The organism is Polaromonas sp. YR568, assembly GCF_943369675.1.
Lineage (GTDB): Bacteria > Pseudomonadota > Gammaproteobacteria > Burkholderiales > Burkholderiaceae_C > Polaromonas.
Window position 1 is genome coordinate 54,931 of the sequence record NZ_CALROB020000027.1, and the last position, 19,868, is coordinate 74,798.

At 55.6% G+C, this 19,868-nt stretch carries 15 protein-coding genes; 7 read left to right on the forward strand and 8 right to left on the reverse strand.

All coding sequences use genetic code 11. The annotated features are described in order from the left end of the window. Positions 1 to 64 precede the first annotated feature (64 nt). The 6 genes from ACLV8F_RS15710 (at position 65) to ACLV8F_RS15735 (ending at position 9,423) form a co-directional block, all read left to right on the forward strand. Entirely contained in the window at positions 65 to 874 is an 810-nt protein-coding gene (locus tag ACLV8F_RS15710) for an ABC transporter permease (RefSeq protein ID WP_411885137.1), read from the forward strand. Continuing rightward, on the forward strand, positions 864 to 2,132 hold the full coding sequence (locus ACLV8F_RS15715; RefSeq protein ID WP_411885138.1) for an ABC transporter ATP-binding protein: 1,269 nt from the start codon (positions 864 to 866) through the stop codon (positions 2,130 to 2,132). The genes ACLV8F_RS15710 and ACLV8F_RS15715 overlap by 11 nt, the downstream gene beginning before the upstream one ends. A 102-nt stretch (positions 2,133 to 2,234) precedes the next feature. Beyond that, positions 2,235 to 3,797, forward strand: coding sequence for a hypothetical protein (locus ACLV8F_RS15720; RefSeq protein ID WP_411885139.1), 1,563 nt, complete (start codon positions 2,235 to 2,237; stop codon positions 3,795 to 3,797). A gap of 228 nt (positions 3,798 to 4,025) precedes the next feature. Further along, entirely contained in the window at positions 4,026 to 5,846 is a 1,821-nt protein-coding gene (locus ACLV8F_RS15725) for a class I SAM-dependent methyltransferase (RefSeq protein ID WP_411885140.1), read from the forward strand. Between the two features lie 104 nt (positions 5,847 to 5,950). Continuing rightward, on the forward strand, positions 5,951 to 8,044 hold the full coding sequence (locus tag ACLV8F_RS15730) for a glycoside hydrolase family 99-like domain-containing protein (protein ID WP_411885141.1): 2,094 nt from the start codon (positions 5,951 to 5,953) through the stop codon (positions 8,042 to 8,044). A 5-nt stretch (positions 8,045 to 8,049) separates the two neighbouring features. Next, positions 8,050 to 9,423, forward strand: coding sequence for a glycosyltransferase (locus ACLV8F_RS15735; protein WP_411885142.1), 1,374 nt, complete (start codon positions 8,050 to 8,052; stop codon positions 9,421 to 9,423). Between the two features lie 90 nt (positions 9,424 to 9,513). On the opposite strand, the gene ACLV8F_RS15740 is transcribed toward ACLV8F_RS15735, so the two are convergent. The 8 genes from ACLV8F_RS15740 to ACLV8F_RS15775 all read right to left on the reverse strand — a co-directional run bounded on the left by ACLV8F_RS15740 (position 9,514) and on the right by ACLV8F_RS15775 (position 18,296). Further along, positions 9,514 to 10,527 (reverse strand): glycosyltransferase family 2 protein, encoded by a 1,014-nt coding sequence (locus ACLV8F_RS15740; protein WP_411885143.1) that lies wholly within the window; start codon positions 10,525 to 10,527, stop codon positions 9,514 to 9,516. A 33-nt stretch (positions 10,528 to 10,560) separates the two neighbouring features. Then, the gene (locus ACLV8F_RS15745; RefSeq protein WP_411885144.1) at positions 10,561 to 11,307 is read right to left on the reverse strand and encodes a class I SAM-dependent methyltransferase; all 747 of its coding nucleotides are present in this window, start codon (positions 11,305 to 11,307) and stop codon (positions 10,561 to 10,563) included. Between the two features lie 60 nt (positions 11,308 to 11,367). After that, positions 11,368 to 12,585: a glycosyltransferase gene (locus ACLV8F_RS15750; RefSeq protein WP_411885145.1), complete on the reverse strand. Its 1,218-nt coding sequence runs from the start codon at positions 12,583 to 12,585 to the stop codon at positions 11,368 to 11,370. 137 nt (positions 12,586 to 12,722) lie between these two features. Further along, positions 12,723 to 14,288 (reverse strand): hypothetical protein, encoded by a 1,566-nt coding sequence (locus ACLV8F_RS15755; RefSeq protein ID WP_411885146.1) that lies wholly within the window; start codon positions 14,286 to 14,288, stop codon positions 12,723 to 12,725. Positions 14,289 to 14,337: 49 nt separating this feature from the next. Continuing rightward, a complete protein-coding gene (locus tag ACLV8F_RS15760) occupies positions 14,338 to 15,225 on the reverse strand; it encodes a glycosyltransferase family 2 protein (protein ID WP_411885147.1) in 888 nt (295 codons plus the stop codon). A gap of 21 nt (positions 15,226 to 15,246) precedes the next feature. Further along, on the reverse strand, positions 15,247 to 17,157 hold the full coding sequence (locus ACLV8F_RS15765) for a pilus assembly protein PilF (RefSeq protein WP_411885148.1): 1,911 nt from the start codon (positions 17,155 to 17,157) through the stop codon (positions 15,247 to 15,249). A gap of 77 nt (positions 17,158 to 17,234) precedes the next feature. Then, positions 17,235 to 17,693: a pilin gene (locus tag ACLV8F_RS15770; RefSeq protein ID WP_411885149.1), complete on the reverse strand. Its 459-nt coding sequence runs from the start codon at positions 17,691 to 17,693 to the stop codon at positions 17,235 to 17,237. A gap of 201 nt (positions 17,694 to 17,894) precedes the next feature. Then, entirely contained in the window at positions 17,895 to 18,296 is a 402-nt protein-coding gene (locus tag ACLV8F_RS15775) for a hypothetical protein (protein WP_411885150.1), read from the reverse strand. 39 nt (positions 18,297 to 18,335) lie between these two features. Between ACLV8F_RS15775 and ACLV8F_RS15780 the strand changes: the two genes are divergently transcribed. Then, positions 18,336 to 19,868, forward strand: a 1,533-nt coding sequence (locus tag ACLV8F_RS15780; RefSeq protein ID WP_411885151.1) for a tetratricopeptide repeat protein, incomplete at its 3' end; no start/stop codon positions are given.

The window sequence follows — 19,868 nt, forward strand, 5'->3', positions numbered from 1 at the left end:
GCTTGTCGCCGGGCCTCAGCCCTGCTGGTATCTTCTTGCGGACATGCGCGCCCGCTTTCAGGTCATGAGCGCGGCCACCTTCAATCCGGCGCGGATTTTCGCCGATGTCTGGCGCCATCGCTACCTGCTCGGCCAGCTCATTAAAAGAGATGTGCTGCTGCGCTACAGGGGCGCGATGTTCGGTGTGTTGTGGATTTTTCTCAGCCCTCTGCTGATGCTCACGATTTTTGCTTTTATCTTTGGGCAGGTCTTCCAGACGCGCTGGCCCCAGCAGGACAGCGGCCTGCCCTTCTGGCTGCTGCTCTACAGCGGCCTGATCACTTTTAATATTTTTGCCGAAACAGTTTCACGCGCGCCCGCATCGGTGCGCGGTTATCCCAGCTTCGTAAAAAAAATCATCTTCCCCGTGCATATCCTGCCTGTGGTTCCGCTGGGTGCGGCCCTGGTTCACGGCACGTTCAATTTCCTGATCCTGGTGGCCGCACTGGCATGGGTGGGCGGACTCCACGGCCAGGTCGTGCTGTTCCCGCTTCTGCTGCTGCCCGTCCTGTTGCTGGCCCTGGGCGTCTCGTGGTTTGTGGCGGCGTGGGGGGTGTTCATCAAGGACATGACCCAGATCCTGCCGGTGTTTGTGCAAATGCTGATGTTCCTGTCGCCCGTGTTCTATCCGGTGAGCGCGGTGCCGGCCGCTCTGCGCCCTGTTTATCACTACAACCCGCTGGGGATCGTGATCGAAGCCTCCCGCGCCGTCGTCACCGGGCAATCGGTTGACTGGGGCGCATGGGGCATGGCGCTCGCCTTTTGCCTGCTTGTGTCGGTGCTGGGCTACGCCTTCTTCCAGCACAGCCGGGAGGAGTTTGCGGATGCACTCTGATGTCGCCATTTCCGTCAAGAACCTGACCAAGACTTACCGCATCTTCAGTCATCCCGGTGACCGGATTAAACAGGTGCTTTCCTTGGGCCGAATCCGCTTCCACAAGGAATTCACAGCGTTGCAAGACGTCTCCTTTGAAATCAAAAAAGGGGAAACCGTTGGCATCATTGGCCGCAACGGGTCAGGCAAAAGCACCCTGTTGCAACTGATTTGCGGCATCCTGAAGCCAACCTCCGGCTCAGTTGAAGTCCACGGACGAATTTCAGCGTTGCTGGAATTGGGTGCCGGCTTCAATCCGGAGTTCACGGGGCGGGAGAATGTTTATTTCCAGGGGGCGGTGATGGGCATCTCGAAGGAAGAGATGTCGCGTCGCTTCGATGACATTGCGGCCTTCGCGGATATCGGCGAATTCATCGATCAGCCGGTGCGAACGTATTCAAGTGGAATGTTTGTAAGGCTGGCGTTTTCGGTTGCAATTCACCTGGAGCCACAAATCCTGGTCGTTGATGAAGCACTCGCCGTCGGGGATGCGCAATTTCAGGCAAAGTGCTTTCAACGCATCAAGTCGATTCAGAACAATGGCGGCTCAATTCTCCTGGTAAGTCATGTTCTCGAACAAGTCGGCCATTTCTGCGATCGCGTTTTAGTTCTGGATGACGGCAACCTGCTTGCCGACGGCAATACCGCTGAAACACTGACTCGATATACGAAGAATGCGTTGGGAACCGATAAATCCTTTGAAGACAGGCCTCCTTCAGATGACCCGTTCTCGTCTCATTCATCGTACAACGCCAAGGAGACCCGCTGGGGTGATCGCGCTGCAACAATCACAGATATCTGCGTGAGCCAGGATGGAGTCACGAATCCGGAAGTTTTTTGCTCCGGCTTGGAAATGGAGCTGAGGCTCAAGGTTAAATTTCACGCCACTGTCAATAAACCTGTTTATGGACTGACTATCAAGGCCGACTCTGGAGCCGAGCTTTTCAGCATCAATTCGCTTCAGTCAAGCGCCGAAGGCTTCGTCTCGGCGCAAAAGGCCGGCGACAGTATTGAGGCCTGCTTCCGCCTCAGCCCGTTTCTGGATGCCGGTGAATATTCGATGTCCGTCGGAGTAGCCGGGGAAACCAACAGCGGCATCGTCCCCCATGACAGGCGCTATAACTCAATCGTTCTGCGGATCGCTCACCCACTCACGTCGTCGGGCAACATTGCGATGCGTCCCTCTTTTCACATTTTGGATCAGCACCCTATGGCTTAAAACTGAGCGGGGAAGGTACGGACTTTGATTTTCGGCAGAAGCGACAAGTGATCGTGTACTACCCAACGCAAAGTATTCCCCGGCTACTTCGCAGACTACTCAATGCACCCAATTTCCGCCTGCAATAAAAACGTCCTCCGGCTATCAGTTCTGGCCGCCTCTGTCGTTCTTGCCCTTTTCTTTTGGCAAGGCAGGGCGGGTTTCACTTTGTGGGATGAAGGTTATCTCTGGTACGGCGCGCAAAGGGTCATGCTGGGTGAAGTGCCTATCCGTGATTTCTCAGCTTACGATCCAGGCCGATACTACTGGTCTGCGGCACTCATGTGGGCTTGGGGTGACAATGGCATCATGGCCTTGCGGGGTGCGACGGCTATCTTCCAGGCGATGGGGTTATTTGCCGGCTTGTTTTTGATATCTCGAACCGCCAAGGCAGCAGACAGGCCGGACAGGCTTTACTTGCTGTTATCGGCTGCGGTGTTGGTTGTATGGATGTTTCCTCGCCACAAACTTTTCGATATTTCGCTGTCAATTTCGTTGATTGGCGCGTTGGCTTTCCTTGTCGAGAATCCGAGCCGCAAGCGCTATTTTTTTACCGGCGCCTGTATTGGCCTCGCCGCCATTTTTGGTCGCAATCATGGAATATACGGGGTCGCGGGCAGCGTCGGGGTCTTTGTCTGGCTGAACATCAAGCGCACCAATGGTCCCGGAATACTCAAGAACTTTGCGTCTTGGCTCGCAGGAGTCGTGGTTGGTTTTACACCCATGCTTCTGATGACATTGCTAGTGCCTGGCTTTGCCCTCGCTTTTTGGGAGGGCATCCGTTTTTTATTTGAAATCAAGGCCACCAACCTTCCCCTCCCGGTGCCGTGGCCATGGCGAGTGAACCTTGCATCGTCAACAGTTGGTGATGCGGCCAGGGGGGTATTGATCGGCCTGTTCTTCATCGGAACAGTTGTGTTTGGCGTGCTATCCATCATGTGGGTGGTCTGGCAAAAACTTCAGAATCGACCCGTATCCCCTGTGCTGGTTGCCGCATCGATGATGGCACTTCCCTACGCGCACTACGCGTATTCCCGCGCTGATGTTGGACACTTGGCTCTAGGCATCTTTCCCCTGTTGATCGGTTGCCTTGCTATCCTGTCGGCGCAAGCCGCGATGGTCAAGTGGCCGGCAGCACTCGCGCTCTGTACCGCAAGCTTTTGGGTGATGCACATATTTCATCCCGGATGGCAATGTCACGTCGGCAAGAGATGTGTGAGTATGGAAATCTCGGGTAGCTATCTGCAAATGGATCGCGGCACGGCAAGCGATATCGCGTTGTTGCGCAGCCTGGCTGACCTGTACGCCCGAAATGAAGGAAGCTTTATTGCCACTCCCGTCTGGCCGGGCGCGTACCCCCTGCTTGAGCGCAAGTCTCCGATGTGGGAAATTTATGCGCTTTTCCCTCGACCCCGGGAATTCGAGCGTGCGGAGATCGAACGAATAAAGTCGGCAAGGCCCGGGTTCGTGCTTGTTTTTGACCTGCCGCTGGATGGTCGTGATGAATTGCGCTTTCGCAATACACACCCGCTGACTCATCAATATATTTTGGACAACTTTGAGCCTCTTCCCGATTCGCCCAACCCAGCCTACCGGACCTTCAAAGCAAAGGATGCTGCGCAATGAACATGCAGCCGTTTCAATCCAGCTATCCTCCCGTGGGGAAACTGCTTTGACAGGATTGTGTGTGACGAGCCGATCCTCTGGGTGGCTGCTTCGATGGGTGGTCTGAGCGGGTCCGGGGGCGGCAGTGAGATAGAGTTGCCGCGCCACCAGCACGCCATCTTTCCCTGATTTCCGAGGAAAGCGCAGTCGGAGAATGACAGAGCTACTCAACCCATGTATACAAGTGATATGACAAAGCAATACCAGTTCGATCCAGCGCAAGGAATTTGGTCAGACCAGGTATCGGTCGCTATTCCTTACTCCGATGGTGATGAGATTGAAAATTACCTTTTTTCCGTCATCAAACATGCACGGGATGTAAGTGTGATTTCCCCTGAAATGGCATCTGCAATCAAGGACTGGCCCTCCGAGTACCACCTCTCCCCCGTGCGCCACAATCTTCTGCGCCCTTTTGCTTTCGGCCCGGGACAACGGGTGCTTGAGCTGGGTTGCGGTTGCGGCAGCATGACCCGCTATCTGGGGGAGACGGGTGCCACAGTCCTTGCCGTGGAAGGCAGTCAACGCCGGGCGATGATCACTGCGCAACGGTGCCGGGATTTAACCAATGTGTCCATTTACCGTGACAACATCTCAGAGTTCGAGTCAGTCGAGAAATTCGACTATGTCACGCTCATTGGCGTGCTTGAATATGCAAGGAAATTCATCAGTGCGGATGATCCAGTCGCGGCCTGCCTGAAACATGCCCAGTCCTTCCTGAAGGAAGACGGCGCCCTCATTCTGGCGATTGAAAACCAGCTTGGCCTCAAGTACTTCAATGGTTGCAGCGAAGACCACATGGGCTCACCTTATTTTGGCATCAACGGCCTTTATGGAAAAAACGATCCAGTGACATTCGGTCGCCGTGCGCTGGCTGAACAATTGAGACAATCAGGTTTTCCGTTCCAGGAGTTTTTCTACCCATTCCCTGACTACAAGCTCCCGGGCTTGATCCTGAGCGAAGCGGGCAATCTGGATGCGCGGCTACGTCTAGCCGATCTCCTTCTCCCCTATTCCGGATGGGGCTACCAGGAAACGCATCAGCGCGCCTTCGATGAGGGATTGGCCTGGCAGAGCATTGCTGCCAACGGGCTTACGGGTGAGCTCGCTAATTCGTTTCTGATCTACGCCCGGAAATTCGAATCCTCCCCCGCGAGTTGGCTGGCCAAGGCATATGGCCGATCTCAGAGACATCCCGCTTTTTTGACAGAGACCGCCATTGCGCCGAACGACGAAGGGAATTTGGCGGTGACAAAGCGCCCGATTCATACTGAAGTGCCATGCCCTACCGGATATTTTTTCCAAAGTCGGGAAGACAGTACCTATCTTCAAGGGCGCATTCTTGACGGTGACATAAGGCGCGCCTTTGCCCGAGAACCAGCCAACCTGGATGATTTGGTTGCGCCCTTCCTGCCCTGGATTGCTTTTCTCCGGCGTCATCAAATCGAAGATACGGCACAGGATGTGCGCTTGCCCGCTCACTTCGTAGACTGTATACCGGCGAATTTGATCGTTGGAGAGAACGGGGAGTTGCACTTCATTGACGGGGAGTGGATCTGTGCTGAGCCAGTACCACTTGCATGGGTGATAGTTCGCGGAACGATGATCGCCATCCAGAGCTGCCTCGAAAATACCGCCTTATCCGGCATGAGCTACCGGCTCTTCATTGAGGCCATCGCTTCCCGGGCTGGATTGACTTTTGCCGACACTGACTACATTGCGGCGTCCGCGATGGAGATTAAATTTCATGAATATTGCCAGGGGACGGCAAAAGTCACTCACAGCCTGGTCCAATTGCTGGATCTGGAAATGCTGTTTTTCCGCCGTCTGTCACACGCCCCCGCGCTACTACGTCAGGAACTTATACAGCAGCGCCAGGAGCTTGCACGCGTGAAGGCCACTCGCTCATGGCGTTTCACCGGCCCATTTCGAGCGGCATGGAACCTAAGCCGATGGATCGTCAAAGATCGCGGGAGAAAATCTCGCCAAGAAGGCCCGTCCAAAGGCCACTGACAGGCGTTCAGTCTTGCTCCAGAAGCCACCCGCCCCCCCTTCGCAGCTTTAGCCATCAGAATGCCAGGTAACGCCCAATAGGCATAGCGACCACAAGAACCTCCATGCTAAAAAAATTCTTACGGTTGATTGTTGCGGCTCCGTCTCACGCCGCCGTTTCGGGGGGATGGGCGCCCTTACTTAGAACTGCACTATCGACTATCAGACAAGAGGGATTTGGCGGGTTTCTTGTCAAGCTCAACCGGCTGCTTGGTTCCCCCCCGCAGGCCAGCCGCAGGGCTGAAGCTATCAAGAGCGTGGACGTGCGTAGGTTCAGCGCTGCGGAGGCATCAAGCGCGGCGTCGGCATTGGGATTTCAACACCACGCCAGCCCTCGCGCCTCCATCATTGTTCCGGTCTTCAACCAATTCATACTGACGATCGAATGTCTCGCGGCAATCAAGCGGCACCCTCAGGTGACATCGTTTGAGCTGTTGCTGGTCGACGATGCGTCCACGGATGAAACACAAACCGTGCTCTCCTCCATTCCCGGATTGCAGTATTTACGAAATGTGACGAACCTCGGTTATCTGCATTCCTGCAACTCCGCGCTTCAGCTCGCCCGCGGGGATTATGTTTATTTTCTCAACAACGATACACAGGTTCAGAAGGAGTGGCTTGACCCTCTGGTGGCAAGATTGGATGCAATGCCCAATATCGGTGTTGTCGGCTCCATGTTGCTTTTCCCCGATGGCCGACTGCAGGAGGCTGGCGCAAGACTCGTCAAGCCAGTTGATAAAGACCAGGGCGAATTGATTGGGGAGTTAATTGGCCTGGGATGCGCCACCTCCGACCCCAGCTACCAGTTCGCACGCGAGGTTGAATACTGCTCTGGTGCCAGCTTGATGGCCAGGCGGGACCTGCTGACCGCGGTGGGTGGACTGGATACCCGATATGCGCCGGCATATTTTGAAGATGCAGACTTGGCCTATACGGCCAGGCGGGCGGGATACCGTGTTTATTACGAGCCGCAATCGGAGGTGGTACATCATTTGAGTGCCTCGGTGAACAGTAATTCAGATCTCAAGAAAACCCTTGTCGAACGAAATGCCAAGACATTTCTGAACAAGTGGGATCACGAAATCACCTTGAACCGACGTATTCGCTCGATCGCCTTCTACCTGCCCCAATATCATCCCACACCGGAAAATGACGAATGGTGGGGAAAAGGCTTCACCGAGTGGACAAACGTGACAAAGGCGCAACCCAACTTCACCGGCCACTATCAGCCACACATACCCAGTGAACTCGGGTTCTATGATTTGCGTATCCCGGAGGTGAGAGAGCAGCAGGCCAGCCTTGCCAGGGAATATGGCGTCTCCGGATTCTGTTATTACTACTATTGGTTCAATGGAGAACGTTTATTAAGTCGACCATTGGATGAAATTCTGGCTGCAGGTCAGCCGGATTTTCCCTTCTGTCTTTGCTGGGCCAACGAAAACTGGACCCGCACATGGGATGGGCAAGACAGTCATGTCTTGATCGCCCAGAATCACAGCACGGAAGATGACATTGCCTTTATTCAGGGTTTATTCCCAGCCTTGCGAGATAGTCGTTACATCCGAATCGACGGGAAACCGCTGATATTGGTATACAAAGTCCGTTTACTTCCTGATGCCGCCCAGACCGCGCTCGCATGGCGAGACCAATGCCGGGCAGCGGGTATCGGTGAAATCTATTTGGCATGCGTACATAACAGCGCGAACCTTGCACTGAACGGCGATCCAAGAGCGATAGGTTTCGATGCTGCAGTTGAGTTTCCACCGTCCGGTAGAGGGATGACCACACCGGCCCCCGGCCCACTTTTGAATTCCAAGTTCCGCGGACTATGTTATGACTACCTCAGCACAATAAAGAGTTTTATGCAGGCGGAAGGTTCTCCGTATGAGTTCTTCAGAGGGGTGATGCCATCCTGGGACAACACCGCCAGACGGCAGGATTCCGGGCATATTTTTCTGGGCAGCAGCCCGGAAGCATATGGTCACTGGCTTGAATCCGCCGCCGAATGGACTGCACGCATGCACGTAGGCGATGAACGCCTCTTATTCATCAATGCATGGAATGAGTGGGCCGAGGGAAATCACCTTGAACCGGATAGAAAAAATGGGCGCGCCTATTTGGAAGCCACGCGTAAGGTCATGCAGAGATATAACCGATGAGGCAGATGAAGACTTCCAAACTATGGCTGCGATCACTGTCAATACGACTGTCCTCCGAATGGCAGCGACTGGGTGGTTTACGCGCTCTTGTCCTCAGGTTAGCTGCAATACAGCGCGCGGAGGGCTGGGCTGGAATTCAAAAAAGGCTGCTCCATTTGACAGCACGGGGCCCCAGACTTGCAACCGACGAAAGTACGCACCCAGGAAAGACTGAAGAAAATCGAGCGGACACAGCACCTGAGGAAATCACAGCCCCGGGCGTGCTGCTGATCGGACATCCCCACGCGATTCTGGGCGTTGGCGAGAATCTTCGCGCTATATCGCTGGCTCTGGGCTCGTCGGATATTCCATTCAAGATATGCAATGCTTTCGAGCCTCATGCGAAAGGCAATGCACTGCTGCAGGATTTTTCATATCAAGAGCAAGCTGCCATCCCATATAGAAAGCACAGCACAAATCTGTTTTGCCTCAATGCCAATGAGATGGACATGGCGCTCAGCTATCTCGGTTCCGAGATATTCGACAAGTCGCACAACATAGCATGCTGGATGTGGGAGCTCTCAGGATTCCCCGACGAGTGGACTGGTAATTTCCGCTACGTACAGGAGATCTGGGCCCAATCCCGCTTCGTCCAGGAGGCAATTGCAAAAAAGTCCCCGGTACCCGTCATCTGGATGCCGCAGGTTGTAGAGCCGGGGGCGGCCGACCCTGCCATTGCACAAGCGCTGGGGATTCCAAAGGACGTATTTACATTCCTATTTTTCTTCGACTTTACATCGCACATGGCACGAAAGAACCCGAGAGCCGTGATTGATGCTTTCACCCTCGCCTTCAAAAACGGTGCAGGCGAGTCTGTTGCCCTGGTTGTGAAGATGAATGGCATGGACAAATGCCCCCACGAATACCGGAGCTTCCTAGATAGCGTAAGCAACCAGGATAAGCGCATTATTTTTATTGATAAAGTGCTTAGTGACCGTGAAATCAAGGGCCTGATCTCCGGCTGCGATGTTTTTGTTTCACTGCATCGGTCAGAGGGTTTCGGTCGCGGAATTGCAGAGGCTATGTATTACGGCAAGCCGACGGTAGCAACAGGATATTCCGGCAATATGGATTTCACGAACTGCTTCAATAGTTGTTTGGTGGACTACCACTTTGTGCCGGTCCAGAAAGGGGAGTACCCTTTTTGGAAGGGTCAATTCTGGGCCGAACCTGATATTGAACATGCGGCCCACTGGATGCATCGCCTCTATCAAGATCGCCAGCTATGCCGATCTATTGGGGAGCAGGCGGCGGAAAGCATTCGCGCGACCCACAGCGCGCTCGCGGCAGGTACGCGTATGCGAGACAGACTTGATAAAATTAATGCGCAGAAGATCTGAGTCGAATTCAAGAGGGTGCGATTCGGGAAATTTTCTCACTCTTGTCGGAAATTTTGAAACTGGTGATTCAGAAATAAAAGGCCGTCGCTCTTACCTGATGACAGGCAGTCCATGTTTGAACAACATTTTCAGCTTCCAGGGTAACCAGTGAAATGGGCGAAGAAAAAACGCGGTGCCACTGTTCCTCTTTTCCTGAATTTCACCCCGTAAAGTCAGCAGCTTTTTTCGCGCTCGCCACAATGCAGCTGGTAATGGGACGTATATTTCCCGCCACGGTCTGGGACTCCATTTCAGTGCGCTCAGCACGATTCCTTCAATACAAAGAATGCTTAAGTGCAAAGGCAACACCACAACCAACAGCCAGAATGGGTAGCAAAGAATCATCACGAACGTCTTGTTCCGTTCTGATAGCGCCCGCCGCCTGTAGCTTGTGACCAGGCGCCCCGCCATCGCCTTGCCCCCGCCGAAGCTGGCTCCGACTCGGTGCCTATAGCCCGACTGTCCGAGAGCACGGACGGGGTAGCCCGCCAATCGCGCCCGGCAACAAAGTTGTAGGTCCTCACCAATGCTCTCAAACCATTCCGGGAAGCCGTCGAGTTCCTGCCATAGGGCCTTCGGAATCCACAAGCAGGCGCCCATCACCATGCCAACCTCGCCTCGGTCCGGATTTTGGTTGGGAATTGGGTTGAGAAAGGGGTCGAACAAGCTGCCGATGTCCAGCAATTCTCCACTGTCAAAATCATACTGGGCCAGGCTGAGAACGGCGGGTTGGTCAAGGCGAGTCGTCTCCGACAGCAAGGTCAGCAAGGCATCCGGATAAAGCGCCGCGTCATTGTTGAGCAGCAGCAGGTACTCGCCTCTGGCCTCGGCCGCCATTCGATTGTTGGCGGCGCAAAAGCCGACGTTGCTCTCACTGACGATCAGCCTCGCCCCCGGGTAACGATCTCTGATATAGGCCACTGAGTCGTCGGTGGACGCGTCGTCATGAACCAGAATTTCGATCATGAACTGGCCCTTTTGCGCCATCACTGAACGCAGGCAGTCATCAATCATTTCCATGCCGTTGTAGTTAGCGATGCAGATCGAGCAGATGGGCGTATTCATTTTCAGGCTCAATCTTTTTTCAGTGGCTATTGCCTAGCCTGCGTTCAGAAGTTCTCTCGGCGATTTTCTTGCTATCAAAAGGCTGTCGTCCCGAAACGATTTTGGCTCACCGAACTGACACGCCGAAAGCCGTCTCCTGATATCTTCAATCGTCCAGAATCTCACATAAAAGAGTGAGTGCCGTCCTTGAGCGGCAACCGGTGCCACCATGAATTTGCCGTTATCGGCAAGGCAGCGCTGCACGTTGCTCATGGCTAAATCGAGCTTTTCTTCGCTCACGATGTGTTCAATCACGTCTATCATCAGAATCAGGTCGAACTCGCCCTCCAGCAAGTCAGCCGTGATGTCCCGGCGAATAAACTGAAATCCGGGGAAGCGCGCCGTCAGCACGGGAAACAATGTGTCGGTGATATCAAGTCCCAGATAACGGGTGGCGCCTTGCTCCTTGAGGAGCCCGGTATAGAACCCGTTTCCGCAGCCGATCTCAAGCACGCGCGCGCTTGAGATATCGATGTCTTCGACCCGGCACAGCTCAAGGAAAGCCGCGGAGGCCTTTTCATACATGATCTGGTTATTCTGCTCTGACAATCCCTCGTCTCCCACGCCTTTCAAGGAAGTACCGTACCGCGTGAACCTGTCACTCCAGTACCTCGCGGCATCGTACCCGTCCTTCGTCCGGTATTTCACCGGCGCCACCAATGTCTTGTAGAAGGCCCGGGCCAGGAACCCGATGGGGTCTTGTTTGAGTTTGCTGATAGCTGTTTGCAGGGTTGTCTTCATGATGGATCACGTGGAGAAGAAGATGTCTGGCGGCGATTCTTTTTCATGGATGTATCGAGATCATTGTCGTGCGGCCCCGTCCAGCTCGTCAAACAGACGGCCATAGCGGGCGGCAACACCGTCCCAATCGAAATGCCGCATGACGTGCTGCCTGCCATTGCGCGCCATTTGCGTCCGTAAACCGGCTTCTGCCAACAACCTGATCACGGCGCCGGCAACGGCGGCGGGATTTTTCTGCGCGACCATTAAACCGGTCTCACCATGAATGACGACATCTCGTATCGCAGGCAGGTCAGACGCAACGACTGGGCACTCGCAGGCCAAAGCTTCGACCAGCACAAGGCCCAGCCCCTCCTGGTCACCTTGGTCCGTAATGATGGAGGGGCCCACGAACACCGTCGCTCGCCGGTAGAGCCCGGGAAGGTCCGAGTTTGGCAACGCCGCGGTGAAAGTGACGGCATGCGCGATGCCGAGGCGGTGAACCTGCTGCTCCAGCGCATCGCCCATGGGCCCGCTACCGACAACGCGAAGGCACGTGCCGGGCTGCCGTCGAATGATTTCCGGCATCGCATCGAGCAGGACGGCGATTCCTTTTTTTTCAACCAAACGTCCCACAAACAACAATTCATTGTCCGCGCGCACCACGGCAGGATCGGGCATAAAAAGTGTTTGGGCATTCACGCCCATGGAAATCGTATGCAATTGCCCGGGCCTTGCACCCAGCGAAAGCGCGAAATCCGTCATCGCCTTGCTAACCACCGTGAACCGCGAAGAACGGCGAATGACCCAGCGCTTGATGGACGTCAACGGCCAGCCGTTCAAGCCGAGCAGGTCGCCACCGTGCGACGTGCAGACCATGGGCGGTATCCGTCTTGTCACCACGCCGGCCATCACCACGCTGAGCCCCTGCGGAACCAGCCAATGCGCATGAATCAGATCAATCCGCTGACAACGCAAAATCCGGAGCAAAGCCATTATTTGCGCGGCAAAAAAGAAGGGCAGCAAACAAAAGCGCCAACGGCTCTGCTTCAAATTCGCCAGAATGCCTCCCTGGTAGGCCAGTTTTTCCCAACGGGGCGGGAAATAGCGGAAGCGAATAACTTCAACGCCGTCCATCTTTTCGAATCGTTCCGTGCCGTCGGCGTGGGGCGCCAGGACGAGGACGTCGAACTTGTCCTTGAGTCTGCGACATAGCTCGAAAACAAACGGAGGTTCGCTGTCACCTTGCCAGCGCGGAAAGGTAGACGTCAAAACCAGTACACGTTTTTTAATCGCCATTGTTTTCTAAGCGCACCAAGGTAATTTTTCAACAATCGGGGCTGCGGTCATGTTCCGGCGGATGGATTTCCCTGGTTCATTTCCGGCGTGGCCTTGCACTACTGGCCTTCTCTCGGCGTCACGCTAGCTGAAGACCGTCAATCCACATACGCCGACGGCATTGCCCGCCCGGCGGGACGCTGCAGCCGCCATTGCGATGCGCCCTTCAGGCAGTCTATTGCCCATGGTGGAAGTTCCGCGGCTCCAATGAACAATACCCCCCCATCCAGAACACCCGCCCAAGCGCCACAACTATTGCCAGTGGGAGCGTACACCTTTTTCCCAGAGAGGTATCGGAGATGAATTGCCCGGTAATCCGTCAATATAAATTCAGATTCATCGACGCTTCCGATGTTTTCCGCCAATGCCCGGCTACTCGGAGATGTGCTCCGTACGTCCCGGTATCCGAGGCCGAAGGTGGCACGAAAACGAGGTACACCGTAAGATGCATAGTTGTCGTGTGTTTTATACGCTTGTTGAACACCGGTATTGATCAACAAACCAAGCAGCAAAACAACCATAACTTTCCCAAAACCCATGGATCGATCGGAAAATATGGCATCGACAGCCGGGATCATGGCGATGAGAAGAAAAGGAACTGCCACGGCCAACATGCGCAAGTCAAGGTCCACGTTTGCCTGAACCTTCCTGGCGTACAGCAGAAATAGCAGGTATCCCATCGCCCAGACAATTGGCAACCAGATTTCGGGTGGGCGAAGCCACCGGACACCGTGACGCTGAAAGGCTTTGAAGCCAAGAACGGCCACTGCGACAAGAATCAGGATTTCAAGATTTGCCCTGAGCACCATGCTGAAGGCAAATAAAGAATGTTCAGCCAGATCGATGATGGCGGCCACATCATCAAATCCCCTCTCCATTCTCGACACGCCACCACGTGTCGATCCGGAGATGTTGCCGGCCAATTGCCAGTTGCGGAACCACAAGGGCACCACCAAGGCGGCGCCAAGCAGCATCGCGCCCGCGGCATGGAGAATTCGCTTCCAGAAGACCGCACCCGATGCCAGCAGCACCGAGAGACCCAGTACCGGAAAGAAGGCCACGCCCGCATACCGGACCCAGTTGGCAATCCCGATGCAGATTGCGGCGGCCGCCAGCCAAATGAGGTTCTGCGGCGAGATCCGGTACTTCCAGAAGGTGGCATAAGCCATGGTCAGCAGCGGAATGAACAGCGTCTCACTCCATGCATGCCCATAAACGATCAGGTTGCCGGGCGTGCATGCGTTCACCAACGCCATGACGGCGGCTATGGCGGGATTTCCGGTGACCATCCAGCCCACCCAAAAGATCGTCAAGGTGGCCAGAACCAGCAGGACCGGATTCAGCAGAGCCGGCACGTCGTCTATGTCGATGTGTCCCACGCTCATGACGGATGCCCATAGCGCCGGGTAGGCGGGCGGCCAATTGAGCAAGGGCACATACGCTGGAGCCGGTGGCGGTAGCTCGACATTAGTCGACTGCATGGGATGACCGGCCACGAAGTTGAGCGCGACGTCCCGGTAGGTTAATGAATCCATCGTATACGCAACTCGTCCACCCGTCGCGTATTGCATCAGCCCCAATACCATCGCGACAGCGAGCAGGGCCAGTGCAATCGCAGGCATGGCGCCGCGGGAAGTGAAAAAACGGGTGAAACGAGGAGCCATGAAAAGTTTTTTTTGAGGTATGCCGTCGATTCAATGACGCGTGATCGCCTTATTTGCTTTCCCGGTCGCTGCTTTCGATGTCCTTGTAGTGCAGCGCGGATATCTGTTCGGAAACGATGCCGATCAAAAAAGTAAACACTGCGGAGATGAACAGGAGTGCACTCATGTTGGTGAAGCGGCCGGCAGTCAGATAGGTATACAGATAGTAAGCAAGCCCCGTCAGGAAAAAGCCTCCGCTAATGGGAAGAAAAAGCTTTTGCGGGGAAAAGAGCGTTCCTATCTTGATGATGATCAACAGAAAACGCACGCCGTCGCGTAGGGGATGAATATGGCTGGCGCCGTTGGCCCTGCGCGGCGAGTGGATAGGCAGATAAGCCACGCTGTAACCGGCACGGAAGAAGCTCATGGTAATCGTGGTCGGATACGAAAACCCGTTTGGCAGCAGGTACAGGAACTGGCGAAACCTGGAGGCATGAACAACCCTGAAGCCCGAAGTCAGATCGGCGATCGGCTGCATCACCATCCAGCTCGCGAAACGACTGAAGATGTCGTTGGCGGCGGCACGGTGAAGGCCTGCCTGCGAACCCGTTTGCCGCGCACCCACCACCATGTCGTAGCCCTCGCGGAATTTCTCAAGCAGGATGGGAACATCTTCGGGCTTGTGCTGGCCGTCGCCATCCATGAAAACGATCACCTCGCCCTGCGCGGCACGGGCGCCAGTCTTGATGGCCGCGCCGTTGCCTTTGGGGTAGGGATGCCTCAGGTGTTTGACCCTTGATTCAATGCACACGGCAGCGGTATCGTCGTCCGATCCGTCATCGACAACCAGTATTTCCGCATTTGGCAAGAGGGCTACAAGGCGGGGAAGGATGCCGCGCAGATTTTCCGCCTCGTTCCTGGCGGGAATCACGATGGAGACTTTGGCTGTGTGGATCATGAAAACCTTTGGCAATTCGCGTCAGTGCCGCGTCATGTTATTTGCAGCGAGCAATTCGTTAAGTGTCTGGCGTTCGTCCGCCGAAAGATTCTCACCTTGCAGTTCACGCAGCAAGCGCCGCGCTTGCTCCTGAGCTCCCGAAATCAACAGTAGCTGCGCCCATTTGAGGCGGTTGCTCGGATTGCCCGGGTTTAACGCGAGCGACTGTCCCAGTGCGCGCCGGGCTGCTCCCAGATCTCGTTCGTGCAGCCATAAATAGTCGGCATGCCAGGAATGCAAGAAAGCCTGTACACCAGGCGAGGCGCCGGGATTGGCGAGGGAGGCGGCGAACAAACCGTCCACCTCCGGCCTGCTCATGCATGCCTTTCCCTCTATGGCCATTAACTTGAGACTGTACAGCACGCTTCTGTCGCCGGGCGCGAAGCGTGTTTCACGCAAACGGCGAGACAGCTCGTCGAATGCGGCTCGGTTGAGAGCTTTTTTTGCCTCGCAGTCCAGCTGAATCAAGCCGAGCAAGCTCATCTTGAAATCCGGGTCAAGTCCACTGGCCGCTTCATAGTGGTTGCGGGCAAGGGTGTAAATTTGAGAATCCAGCGCGGCGGCATCCGGCAAGCTCGACAGCGCAATCCCCGCCTCGTGCCTCGCCTGGGCCGATGCGGGATGATGCTGCGCTTCGATCTGCGTGCGCCCCAAGTCATTGCCGAACTGGTGCGCTCGCAGCCCGGTGACAAAAGATGAGTAGACCAGGGCTGTGCCCGCAAGCGCAATACCCAGAACCCGATACCGTTCGTCCTTCAGCGCGCGAGCCAGTGCCCACCCCGCGGCCAGCAAGACGCCTAGAAGAGGAAGGTAGTTTCGGTGCTCATGGGCAAGTTCCAGCGGCAACACGGTGGACTCCAGGGCATGACCGATCAGGAACCACGCAATCCCGAAGGCCGCGAGCGGCGCGCTTCTTCGCACCCGCCAAGCCAGCCAGACCAGGCCGGCCAGCCCAAGCAGCGCGGGCAAGGTTGTCCACGGAGTGAGCAGACCGGTGGAAATAGCGATATCGTCGTGATACAGGCCAAACGCGTCGATGCGCGGCACTACCATCAGGCCAAGATAAAACCACAGTATCCGGCCCTCCGTCATCAATCGCTCCGGGAGCGAGAACGGGCGAAGATCGTAGCCCGCCCACAACCATCCGGCGCCTCCAAGAAGCGCATACCCGACGCCGGCAGCCAGAACAATACCCGCCAAAACAAGGAAGGCGCGGGCAAAGCGGTCCAGTCTCCCAAATGAAACCCTGCGAATAATCACTTCCCAAACAAGTACGAAGAGAGGGAAAAGTGCTCCTGTTTCCTTGCTAAGGAAAGACAAGGGCCAAAAGACGACCCAAGCCAGCAGGATCCAGGCACCGCCCGTCCGGTCGCTTCGCTCCCGCCCACCAATGTGAAGCAATAGCGCAGCAAGAAGAAAGAAAGCCGACAAACTCGTCATGCGCTGCACGACATGGAGAACAGGAAGAAGCTGGATGGGCTGCAACAGCCACAGGGCCGCCACCGCACTGGATACGATCAAGACGTCGCGAGGTTTTGCGGCAGGCGAGCCGGAAGTGAGCAGTTTGAGCACGAGGGCAAGCACCTGCAAACCGCATGCAAGGTGAATCGCGAGATTGGTAGCCTTGAAGGCAAAAGGCTCAAAACCGCTGAAATAGTAATTGAGCGCAAAGCTCAATTGGGCCACCGGCCGCCCGGAAGGGCCGGCACCACCACTCACGAGCGCTTGATGGACCGATTCCAGCGACAGATCTTCAAGGCGAACGCCTTGCGCGAGGAGAATGCTGGGACCGTCATCAAAGAAAAATCCTCCACGCAAGCCCGGCCAATAAAGGGCTATAAGCACTGCGCCGACGAAAAATACGGCCAGGGTGAAGATGCGGGGAACTCGCATAAGTGGAAAGAGATCGAGGGGAAAAAGAAAAAGCCCCTTGGCATAAGGCCAAGGGGCTTTTTTGACAACTTAATCGATCAGAAGTCTTTGCAAGAACTTGGCAGGTACTTGGTGTCCACGCCGGCAGTTCCGCTACCCTTGCCGCACCGCCATATCACTTGGCCGGATCCTTGTGCGTCACCACGCAATATAACGGTTTTACCCGCAGCGAGGGCCGGCAAGCCAGCATCGGTTGTGGTCAGCACGATGATGTCACCAGTGGTGGCCTGACCGGACCAGCCGACGGAAGCCACATACTTGCTGGTCTGGTTTTGTATGCCCATCGAGTCGCGCGTCAGCGACATGGTGTTTTTCTGCGAATAGGTTTCCGAAACAGCCGTACGGCCGGCAGAACCAGCCAGAATGACTTCAGAAATTTTGGCGCGAACCATGTAGTCCTGATAAGCAGGCAAAGCCACGGCCGCCAAAATACCGATGATCGCAACAACGATCATCAATTCGATCAGGGTAAAACCCTGCTGGAGAGAACGCTTCATGAAAAACTCCTTGATGAAGAACAATAAAATTGAAAGGCATCAAAGCTGTGCAGTTTTCATGCCAGTACCGGACAATCCGCTGAGCCCCTGTTTTTCACGAAAATTTGTGGGGAACCGCGACTTCTGAGGCCGATTTTTGTCACCGCCCGACTCCAGCCTGACATTTTTGTCGCGCCGCCCACATCAAGGCTTGCTGGCGGCTTATCCTATTTTTTTCATCAGCCAGGTTGTCATCTCGTCTGCGTAGTCCGCTGAAATTCCGGCATCGAGAAGCACCCACTTGAAAACATTTCCAAGCTGGGCCTTCTTGTAGGTATTCAGTTTATGTTGTGCTTTGAATTGAACAATCTGCACTACCATCTTTTCCAGGACGTAGTCTACTTTTTTGGCAAATTCCTTGTCCCCCTTTTGCGATGCCTTGGGGATTTTTTCGAGGAAAAACTGCGCAAGAGATTCGCCAAATTTTTTCGCCTCGCCAGCGTCAAACCAAGCCAGTGCCATATAGATCCCTGATAGTGTTGCTCGTGCGGCGATTATAGAATCAGCAGGTTTCGCGCCCATCAAATCAAACCGGCCGTCCAGTTGGCGCTTGATGCATCTCATCCCCGGCCAGCGACAGCTGCCTTATAGAGTAAATGAGCAATGGGACTTTTTGATCGATTGACACAACGCAAAAGCGGCACCCCGAACCTTGCCGGTAGCGCGGCGTTGAGTTCTGCCCCTGATGCTGAGCGTTGGCTCGAAAAAGGCTTGCTGCTCGAACAACAGGGCCAGCTGGACGAGGCCTTGAGCTGTTATGAATCCGCCATCGATTTGATGCCGGCCCTCGCGCGAGCCCATTTCAATCGCGGCAACATCTTGCTCGACCGCGGCGACGCGCAGGGTGCGCTGAATGCTTACGGGGAGGCCATCCGTTACAAACCGGATTCGGCTGCGGCGCATTTCAATATGGGCAACGCCCACCTGCGCCTTGAGGCGCCTGAAGCCGCCATCACAGCCTACCGGCAGGCGATCGCACTGAAGCCGGATTTTTCGGATGCCCGCGCCGCACTTGAGATGGCACTTGAGGTCAGCGCCGGTTATGCCGAGACCTGCTTTCAACAAGGCCTTGCCGAGCAGGACCTCGAGCAGCTTGATCGCGCAAAAGATTTCTATCGCCAAGCCATCACCATAAAGCCCGATCACATAGCGGCTTGCAACAACCTTGGCGTCATACTGCTTCAAGAAAAACGAGCCGACCAGGCAGTGTCGTATTTTCAGCGCGCCATGGAGGCGGATCCTAACAATGCGGCAACCCAGACGAATCTGGGCGACGCTTTACAGGCTCTCGGGAAGATGGAAGAGGCGCTCACCCGATACCGCCGGGCGGCGGAGATCGCACCTGACAATGCGGCGACTTGGGTTCAACTAGGAAACATTCAAGGAGACCAGGGCGAACACGCTAATGCCGTCACCCACTATCGCCGCGCTCTCGAAATCGCCCCCCGCAACGCGGAGGCCAACCTGAACCAGGGCGTTGCCTTGCTGGCAATGGGACAACTGGACGCGGCGGAACAGTGCCTGCGCCGCACCCTTGAGATTGAGCCTGGTTCCGCGGAGGCCCACAACAACCTGGGCCTCGCCATGAAGAAGCGCCACAAAATGGAAGCGGCTCTGCTCTGCTTTCAAAAGGCCTTGTCCATTCGACCCAAGTATGCAGCTGCCCATATCAACATAGGCAGCGTATTGCAAGCCCTCGGGCAGGATAATGCCGCAGCACAAAGCTACCAACAAGCACTGGACATCAACCCCGACTCCGCAATCGCCCATTCCAATCACGGCAGCGTATTGCAGCGTCTCGGCAAAATCGACCAAGCCGAGGCGGCCTGCCGCCGGGCGCTGGAACTCGACTCCCGGTCTGCCGAGGCACACAACAATCTCGGCGTAATCTTCACCCGTACCAACAGGCTGGCCGAGTCCATCGCGAGCTTCGAGCGGGCCATCAAGGCCAGGGGCGGCTATGCCGATGCGTACGGGAACCTGGGTGGCGCCCTGAAAGATATCGGGCGCCTTGCCGAGGCGTCGGACACCTTGCGCCAGGCACTTGAAATTGACCCTGATAACGTCCTGGCGCACAACAACCTGCTGTTCATCCATAACTACATGGCCGACCTGCCCGCGGGACAGCTGCTGGCG